The sequence below is a fragment of the Acidovorax sp. SRB_24 genome (assembly GCF_012931925.1).
Map to the genome: position 1 here is coordinate 42433 of NZ_MWOM01000011.1, position 7905 is coordinate 50337.

General features: G+C 68.3%; 9 protein-coding genes and 1 pseudogene. 3 read left to right on the top strand and 7 right to left on the bottom strand.

Annotated elements, in window-relative coordinates:
• From B2J89_RS05765 to B2J89_RS05780, 4 genes are all read right to left on the bottom strand, one after another.
• Nucleotides 1–377 (bottom strand): dioxygenase (locus B2J89_RS05765; RefSeq protein WP_305792652.1); only part of this gene is annotated, 377 nt, incomplete at its 3' end.
• 44 nt (nt 378–421) lie between these two features.
• Nucleotides 422–1411, bottom strand: a complete 990-nt coding sequence (locus B2J89_RS05770) for a tripartite tricarboxylate transporter substrate binding protein (protein ID WP_371809042.1) — start codon at nt 1409–1411, stop codon at nt 422–424.
• 41 nt (nt 1412–1452) lie between these two features.
• Nucleotides 1453–1728, bottom strand: coding sequence for a muconolactone Delta-isomerase (gene catC / locus B2J89_RS05775; RefSeq protein ID WP_169168272.1), 276 nt, complete (start codon nt 1726–1728; stop codon nt 1453–1455).
• A 115-nt stretch (nt 1729–1843) separates the two neighbouring features.
• Nucleotides 1844–3022, bottom strand: coding sequence for a muconate cycloisomerase family protein (locus tag B2J89_RS05780; RefSeq protein WP_169168273.1), 1179 nt, complete (start codon nt 3020–3022; stop codon nt 1844–1846).
• A gap of 149 nt (nt 3023–3171) precedes the next feature.
• On the opposite strand from B2J89_RS05780, the gene cynR reads away from it, so the two are divergent.
• Nucleotides 3172–4083 carry a transcriptional regulator CynR gene (gene cynR, locus B2J89_RS05785; RefSeq protein WP_169168274.1) on the top strand — a complete coding sequence of 304 codons (912 nt, stop codon included), beginning with the start codon at nt 3172–3174 and terminating at the stop codon, nt 4081–4083.
• 75 nt (nt 4084–4158) lie between these two features.
• Here the strand turns inward: cynR and B2J89_RS05790 are convergent, their stop codons facing one another.
• The 3 genes from B2J89_RS05790 to B2J89_RS05800 all read right to left on the bottom strand — a co-directional run bounded on the left by B2J89_RS05790 (nt 4159) and on the right by B2J89_RS05800 (nt 6182).
• On the bottom strand, nt 4159–4929 hold the full coding sequence (locus B2J89_RS05790) for an alpha/beta fold hydrolase (RefSeq protein ID WP_169168275.1): 771 nt from the start codon (nt 4927–4929) through the stop codon (nt 4159–4161).
• A gap of 95 nt (nt 4930–5024) precedes the next feature.
• Nucleotides 5025–5663, bottom strand: a complete 639-nt coding sequence (nth, locus tag B2J89_RS05795; protein WP_169168276.1) for an endonuclease III — start codon at nt 5661–5663, stop codon at nt 5025–5027.
• A gap of 90 nt (nt 5664–5753) precedes the next feature.
• Nucleotides 5754–6182, bottom strand: a complete 429-nt coding sequence (locus B2J89_RS05800; protein ID WP_169168277.1) for a hypothetical protein — start codon at nt 6180–6182, stop codon at nt 5754–5756.
• A gap of 147 nt (nt 6183–6329) precedes the next feature.
• Here B2J89_RS05800 and B2J89_RS05805 point away from each other — a divergent pair, with 147 nt between their 5' ends.
• Together B2J89_RS05805 and fadH are read left to right on the top strand one after the other, a co-directional pair.
• The gene (locus B2J89_RS05805; protein WP_169168278.1) at nt 6330–7520 is read left to right on the top strand and encodes a PLP-dependent aminotransferase family protein; all 1191 of its coding nucleotides are present in this window, start codon (nt 6330–6332) and stop codon (nt 7518–7520) included.
• A gap of 114 nt (nt 7521–7634) precedes the next feature.
• A pseudogene (fadH, locus tag B2J89_RS22695) lies at nt 7635–7905 on the top strand (NADPH-dependent 2,4-dienoyl-CoA reductase); the annotation flags it as partial.

Sequence of the window (7905 nt, forward strand, 5' to 3'; positions counted from 1 at the left end):
TCGCCCTCGGGCTCGCCTTCGTCCAGGCGCACCTCGTGCTGCGACAGCGGCGCGCCAGCGACGAACAGCGGGCCTTCGATGGCGCGCGGCGTGCCGCCGGCGCGGCCGGCTTTCTGGTCGGCTTCGTCCTGGCGGATGTCGAGCAGCCGGTCGAACCCCAGGCCCGCCGTGAGCAGGCCGAACTGGCCGGTCTGGCCCATGCGGGTCAGCCACGCGATGGCTTTCCAGAACTCGTCGGCCGTCACGTCCAGCTCGTCGATGGTGTGGAACAGGTCGGTGACGATGCGCTCGGTGAGGGCGCGCACGCGGGCGTTGCCCTCGGCGCTGTGGTTCGTGTTGACCCGTTCGAGCAACTGCTCTTTGGTGAATTCGGCCATGGAAGGTCTCCTGGGGTGGGTGGAAAAAGGGGCTCGGCGCCCGCTCAGTCGAGCCGGATGCCGCGCTCGGTGATCAGTTTGCTCCAGCGCTCGGACTCGCGCGCCAGGTGCTGGGCCATCTCCTCGGGGCTGGAGCCCACGGGTTCGGCGCCGATGGTTTCAAAGCGCTTGACCACGTCGGGGTCTTTCATGGCGGCGAGCAACGCGGCATTGAGCTTGTTCACGATGGGCTTGGGCGTGGCCGCCGGCATGAACACCGCAAACCAGGGCGAGACTTCGTAGCCTGGCAGGCCGGCTTCGGCGATGGTGGGCACGTTGGGCAGGGCGCTCGAGCGCTTGGCCGTGGTCACGCCCAGCGCGCGCAGCTTGCCCGACTCGATGTGCGGGCGCGCCGAGGTGATGCTGTCGAACATGTAGTTGATCTGGCCGCCGAGCAGGTCGGACACGGCCGGGCCGCTGCCCTTGTAGGGGATGTGCAGCATCTCGACCTTGGCCAGCGAGGTGAAGACCTCGCCCGCGAGGTGGATCGAGGTGCCGTTGCCGGCCGAGGCATAGGTCAGCTTGCCGGGTTCCTTGCGCGCGGCGGCGATCACGTCGGCCACGGTTTTCACCTGGGGCTGCGTGTTGTTGGTGACCAGCACGTTGGGCACGACCGCCAGCAGGCTCACCGGAGCGAAGTCCTTGACGGGGTCGTAGCTGAGCTTGCCGTACAGCGGCTTGTTCGTGGCCATGCCGATCGAGGTGATCATCATCGTGTAGCCGTCGCCGGGCTGCTTGGCCACGTAGTCGGCGCCGATGTTGCCGCCCGCGCCAGGCTTGTTCTCGATGACGAAGGGCTGGCCCAGCGCCTTGCCGGCCTTCTCGCCCAGCGTGCGCGCGATCGCGTCCATGGCGCCGCCCGGCGGGAAGGGCACGACCCAGCGGATCGGCTTGCTGGGCCAGTTGTCTGCGGGGGCCTGGGCATGCGCCGTGGGGAGGGCGGTCAGGGCCAGGCCCGAAGCCAGCAGGGCCAGCGTCTGTCGTTTCGTCATCATGGTTGTGTCTCTTGGTCTAGTAGTAGTGGTTGCAGAAAGGCTCAGATGGCCGAGGGGTGTGTCGCCAGCGGCGTCACGTCGATCTTCATGAACGGGAACAGCGGCAGGCCTTGGAGAAGCTGGTGCAGCTCGTCGTTCGACGAGACATCGAAGATGCTGTAGTTGGCGTATTCGCCGACCACGCGCCAGATGCTCTTCCAGCGGCCGTCGCGCTGCAGGTCTTGCGAATAGGCCTTTTCGCGGGCCTTGATCTCATTGGCTTCTTCCACGGGCAGATCGCGCGGAATGTTCACGTCCATACGAACTAGAAACAGCATCGGTTTTCTCCTTGTTCCATTGCTAAATCAAACGTGCACTTTGTCGGCTTCGCTTGCCGTACGTCTGTACTGTCTGCGCTTCGCCTTCGCGTTCACGCTTGATTTAGAAAAGGAATTAAACGGGGGTGTGTGCGGCCATGTCGACGTGCACGGCGGTGAGGCCCTGGCGGGCGCGGTCGAAGCGTTCAAGCTGGGGCAGCGAGATCTCGACGCCAAAGCCCGGGCCGTCGGGCAGCTGCAGTTCGAAATCGACAATCGGAATCTGCCGCTCGACGATGTCGTCGACCAGCAGCTGCGGCCCGAACAGCTCGCAGCCGTGGTGCGCAGCGCCGAGCGTCGAAAAGACATGCGCCGATGCGGCGCTGCCCAGCGAGGTCTCGAGCATCGTGCCACCGTACCAGCCGATGTCGGCCGCCTCGGCGATGGCCGCCACCTTGCGCGTGCGCAGCAGGCCGCCGTGCTTGGCCACCTTGAGCGAGAAGACGTGGCTGGCCCGTTCACGCGCCAGCATCATGGCGTCCTGCGGCGTGCACACGGTCTCGTCGGCCATGATGAAGGCGCCGTGCAGCGTGGCGGTGAGGTTCTTGAGCGCTTCGACATTCCACTGCGCCACGGGCTGCTCGATCAACGTCACGCCGGCCTCGACCAGTTGCGGCAGGTAGCGGCGCGCGGTGTTGCCGTCCCAGGCCTGGTTCACGTCGACCGTGAGCGTGGCTTTGCCCTGCAGGCCGCGCGCGATCTGCGTGACGTGGGCCACGTCGGCCTCGGGGGCGCGTGCGCCGATCTTCATCTTGAAGATGCGGTGGCGTTTCTGCTCCAGGCGCAGTTGCGCTTCCTGCAGGTCGCGTTCGACGTCGCCGCTGGCCAGCGTCCAGGCCAGGGGCAGGCTCTGGTGCACCTTGCCGCCGAGCAGCTGCCAGGCGGGCAGGCCGAGCGTGCGCGAGACGGCATCGATCAGCGCCATCTCGACGGCGCTCTTGGCGAAGGCATTGCCCTTGCAGGCCTGGCCCATGCGTGCCAGCGCCGCTTCGAAGCCGCCGCCGTGCTGGCCAAGGAGGGCGGGGGCCAGGTAGTTGTCGATGGCGTGCAGGATGCTTTCGGGCGATTCCTCGTTCCACGAGGGGCCGCCGATGGTGGCGGCCTCGCCGAAGCCGCAGGCGCCGTCCTTGAGCCACAGCTGCACGATGACCGGACTCTGGCGGCTGATGGAGCCAAACGAGAGCTTGTGTGGCCGGATCGTGGGGATGTCCAGGATCCGTGCCTGCAGGCGCTCTATGGTGAAACGGCTTTGCATCGTGGGGGCCTTCGGTGGGGTGGTGGCAGTGGCCTTCCCTGCACGGGAGGCCGATAAAACACGAGATTAGGGGCAATCCACAGAACGCTCCAATGATTTATTTGCCACTTATCATTCGATACCATCGAACGAAAGAAGGGGCCTTCGCCATGGAAATTCGCCAGTTGCGCTACTTTCTGGACATTGCCGAGACACAGCACCTCACGCTGTCGGCGCAAAACCTGTTTGTCACACAGTCGACCTTGTCGCACGGCCTGCGCCAGCTCGAAGACGAGCTGGGCAGCAAGCTGTTCGACCGGCTCGGGCGCGGCCTCAAGCTGTCGCAGGCCGGGGCGGCGTTCCGCGTCTACGCGGCGCGTGCGCTGCAGGAAATCGAGGCTGGCCGCATGGCGCTGGCCGACATGGCGGGGCTGCAGTCGGGCAGCTTGACGGTGGGCGTCATCCCGACCTTCCTGCACACGCTGGTGCCCGCTGCGGTGGCGGCGTTCAGCAGCGCCTATCCCCGCGTCAACGTGGTGGTGCGCGACCTGCGCGCGGGCCCAATCGAGGAACTGCTGGTCGAGGGGCGGCTGGACGTGGGCATCGCGTTCTACCCGACCGAGCGCGCGGACATCGAGACCGAGCCGCTGTTTGCCGAGCGCATGCAGCTCGTGGTGAACCGCGCCCACCCGCTGGCCGGCCGGCGCACGCTCGCGCTCAAGGCACTCGAGCAGGTGCCGCTGGCCATGCTGCCACGCGCCTTTGCCACGCGCCGCCTCATCGACGACAGCCTGCGCCAGGCCGGCGTGGCACCGCAGGTGCGGGTGGAGATGGAGTCGGTCGAAGGCCTGATCGAGGTCTGCCGCTGGGGCGACCTGGCCTGCATCGTGCCCGAGCGCGCCGCGCGCCAGGCGACGGACATGGACGCCGTGCAGCTGCATTCACCGCAGATGCTGCGGCACGCCGGCATCCTGTGGCGGCGCGGAGCCGGGCGCTCGCAGGCCGCGCTGGAGTTTGCGGCGCTGCTGCGGCCGGCCGACCACCTGCCGGCTGACCGCGTGCCGGCCGCAGCGCCGAAATAGCGGCGCCGGAATTTAGGTCAAATCAGGCTCCAGCGCTTATGGCTTAAGCGCTGGCAGCTCTTCTTTCAGGAGTTCTCAGAGGCGTTCAAAAAACCGCGCCACGGTGTCTGCGAAGGCCTGGGGTTGCTCCACCGCGCTCAGGTGGGCGGCGTCGAGCGTGGCCAGCTGGGCGCCCGCAATCGAGCGCGCGATGGCTTCGGACATCGCGGGTGGCGTGGCCTCGTCGCGCGCGCCGGCGATCACCAGCGCAGGGCAGGCGATGCGGCGGTTGCCCGCCTCCAGATCGATACGGGCCACCGCCTCGCAGGCGGCAGCGTAGGGCGCTGGGGCGGTGCCCACCAGCACCGCGCGCAGCGCCGCCACGCGCGCGCTGCCGCCGTGGGCGTCTGCGCGGAATTCGGGCGTGAACCAGCGCTGCAGGGCGCCGTCGGCGATGCTCTCCATGCCCTGCGCCAGCACCGTGTCCACGCGCGCCGCCCAGCCGGTCTTGGCGGCGTCGTCGTAGTGGCTGGCGGAGTTGGCGACGGTGATGCTGCGCACCAGGCCCGGATGGCGCGCGGCCAGCGCCTGCGCCGCCATGCCGCCCATCGACAGGCCGACGAAGTGCACCGGGCCCGCGGCGTGCTGGCGGATCAGCGCGGCAGCGTCATCGGCCAGGTCGTCCATGGTGAAGGTGCCGTCGGTCGCAGGCGAGCGGCCGTGGCCCCGGTGGTCGTAGCGCAGTACGGTGTAGCGGTCTTGCAGCGCCGCGGCCACGCCATCCCACATCTGCAGGTCACAGCCCAGGGCGTGGCTCAGGACGACAACGGGCCCCTGGCCCTGCTGAATGAAATGGAGTTGCGGCATGTCGTGTGCTTTCTTGGCGGGGGTGAAAAAAGGCCGGTATTGTGCCCACGCGCCGCCGCCGCGCGCTGGCCTGGTGTCTTTCCGAAACGCGCAGTTCAGGGCGCGGGGGTCTTGGGCCGGTAGTCGCAGTACGGCGCGACCCGGCATTCCCAGCAGCGCGGCTTGCGCGCCTGGCAGACATAGCGGCCCAGCAGGATCAGCCAGTGGTGCGAGTCGACTGCGTACTGCGCCGGCACGCGCTTGAGCAACTGCTGCTCCACCGCCAGCGGCGTTTTGCCCGGCGCCAGGCCCGTGCGGTTGCTGACGCGGAAGATGTGCGTGTCCACCGCCATGGTGGGCTGGCCGAACGCCACGTTGAGCACCACGTTGGCCGTCTTGCGGCCCACGCCGGGCAAGGCTTCGAGCTCTTCGCGCGTGTGCGGCACCTGGCCGCCGTGGCGCTCGACGAGGATGCGGCAGGTCTGCATCAGGTGCCGCGCCTTGCTGCGGTACAGGCCGATGGTCTTGATGTAGCCCTCCAGCCCTTCGAGCCCCAGGTCGAGGATGGCCTGCGGCGTGCCCGCCACCCGAAACAGCCTGCGCGTGGCCTTGTTCACGCCCACGTCGGTGGCCTGCGCCGAGAGCAGCACAGCGGCCAGCAGCTCGAAGACGGTGGTGTACTCAAGCTCGGTGTTGGGCAGGGGGTTGGCCGCCTTGAGGGTGGCGAAGAAGGGTTCGATCAGCGCAGGTTTCATCGGGCGGGAGGCGTCTGGTAGGCCCCCGATTGTTGCGCAGCTTGACCCGGCCCGCCCATGGTCAACCGAGGCTTGCGCGTCCGCCGGACCTCAAGGCCTGTCGACAGGCTCCTCATAGGTGTATTCGCGCAGCAATCCACCGCCCGATACGCTGCCCTGCGCCGGCTGGTGCATGCGCTCCACGCACGCACGCCGGTCGTCTTGCGTTTTGAAGACATCGCAGCGCGCCAGGGCATTGCGTTCGTAGTCCGTCATGCTGCTTCTCTGGCTGCCCGCGAGGCGGTCGGCATTGGCGGGTTCGACGCCATCCCGGTGGTGGTGGCGGCGGTGCATGGGGCGTTCGCCCCGGGGGCGTGGCCCGTGTGCGCGGGGTGCGGCGGGCATGGATCCGGCCGCCGGGGTGGCGGCGGGTGCTGGCTCTGCGGGCGCAGGCGTTTGCGCGCCCGCCGGAAACAGTGCCAACGCGGCCGACGCAATTACGCAGGCGTGCAGCGCGCGGTACATCAGGGGGAATTTCATCGTGGCTCCTTCACTGTGCTGCCGCCAGCGTGCGCGCAAGCGCGGCCGGGGTGCGTCGGCGTTGGGCGCGAACGGGTGCAGGAATTGGCTGACAATGTTGGCCATTGGGGCCACGCCCCGCTTTTGTCTTGATAGAAAGCCTCGCACATGCAATTCGCCGATCGCCTGAACAACGTCGAAACCTCCGCCATCCGCGAACTCTTCAAGCTGCTTGGCAAGCCCGGCATCATCAGCTTTGCCGGGGGATTTCCGGACAGTGCCCTGTTCGATGTGGACGGCATCCGCGCGGCGGTCAACCAGGCGCTCGGCGAAGAGCCCGGCGGGGCACTGCAGTACGGCGCCACCGAGGGCTACCAGCCGCTGCGCGAGCAGTTGGCCGCCTTCATGGTCAGCAAGGGCGCCAAAGACCTCGCGCCCGAGAACCTGATCGTCACCACCGGCAGCCAGCAGGCGCTGGACCTGCTGGGCAAGACGCTGATCAGCCCCGGCGACAAGGTGATCGTCGAAGGTCCGACCTTCCTGGCCACCATCCAGTGCTTTCGCCTGTACGGCGCCGAGCTGATCAGCGCGCCGATCGACGCCGACGGCGTCCAGACCGGCGCGCTGGAACAGCTCATCGCCGAGCACAAGCCCAAGTTCGTCTACCTGATCCCGACCTTCGGCAACCCGAGCGGCGCCACACTGAGCCTCGCGCGCCGCAAGCAGGTGCTGGAGATGGCCGTCAAGCACCAGACGCTGATCGTAGAAGACGACCCCTACGGCGACCTGTACTTCGGCGACGCCCCGCCACCGAGCCTGCTCAACCTCTCGGCCAACGTGCCGGGCAGCCGCGATCTGCTGGTGCACTGCGGGTCCTTGAGCAAGGTGCTCTCGCCCGGCCTGCGCGTGGGCTGGATGGTGGCGCCGGCCGAGCTGCTGGCCAAGGCCACCATGTGCAAGCAGTTCAGCGATGCGCACACCAGCACCTTCGCACAGGCCACGGCCGCGCAATACCTCAAGGCCGGCCGCATGCCCGCCACGCTGGCCAAGGTGCGTGCGGTCTATGCCGAGCGCGCACAGGCCATGGGCGACGCGCTGCGCAAGGAACTCGGCGACGCCATCGAATTCGTGCAGCCCCAGGGCGGGCTGTTCGTGTGGGCGCGCCTCACGGGCGCGGGCGGCAAAGTGGCGGATGGCAATGTGTTCGCCAAGCGCGCCATCGACGAGGGCGTGGCCTTCGTGCCCGGCACACCGTTCTTCTGCGCCCAGCCCGACCACGCCACACTGCGCTTGTCGTTCGCCACGGCCGATGTGGACAAGATCCGCGAGGGCGCGGCGCGGCTGGCGCGGGCCCTGTGACCGCGCATGCACGCGGGCAGCTGGCCGCCCGGCGTGCGCACCGGCCCACCCTGGTCGCGATCACCGTGGGCTGAGCGGCATCGCTGGAGCCTGCCGAAACCTGCGAGTGCCTCCATGCCCTTTGCGTCAACCACGGCCCCCAGCGGCCAGGCCCTGTACCCGCACCTGCTCGCGCCGCTGGACCTGGGCTTCACCCAGCTGAAGAACCGCGTGCTCATGGGCTCCATGCATACGGGGCTGGAGGACGGGCGCGACCTCACGCGCATGGCGGCGTACTTTCGCGAGCGCGCCGAAGGGCAGGTGGGGCTGATCGTCACCGGCGGCTTTGCGCCCAACATCGGGGGCTGGGCCAAGCTGTTTGCCGGCACGCTGGCCACCTCGGGCG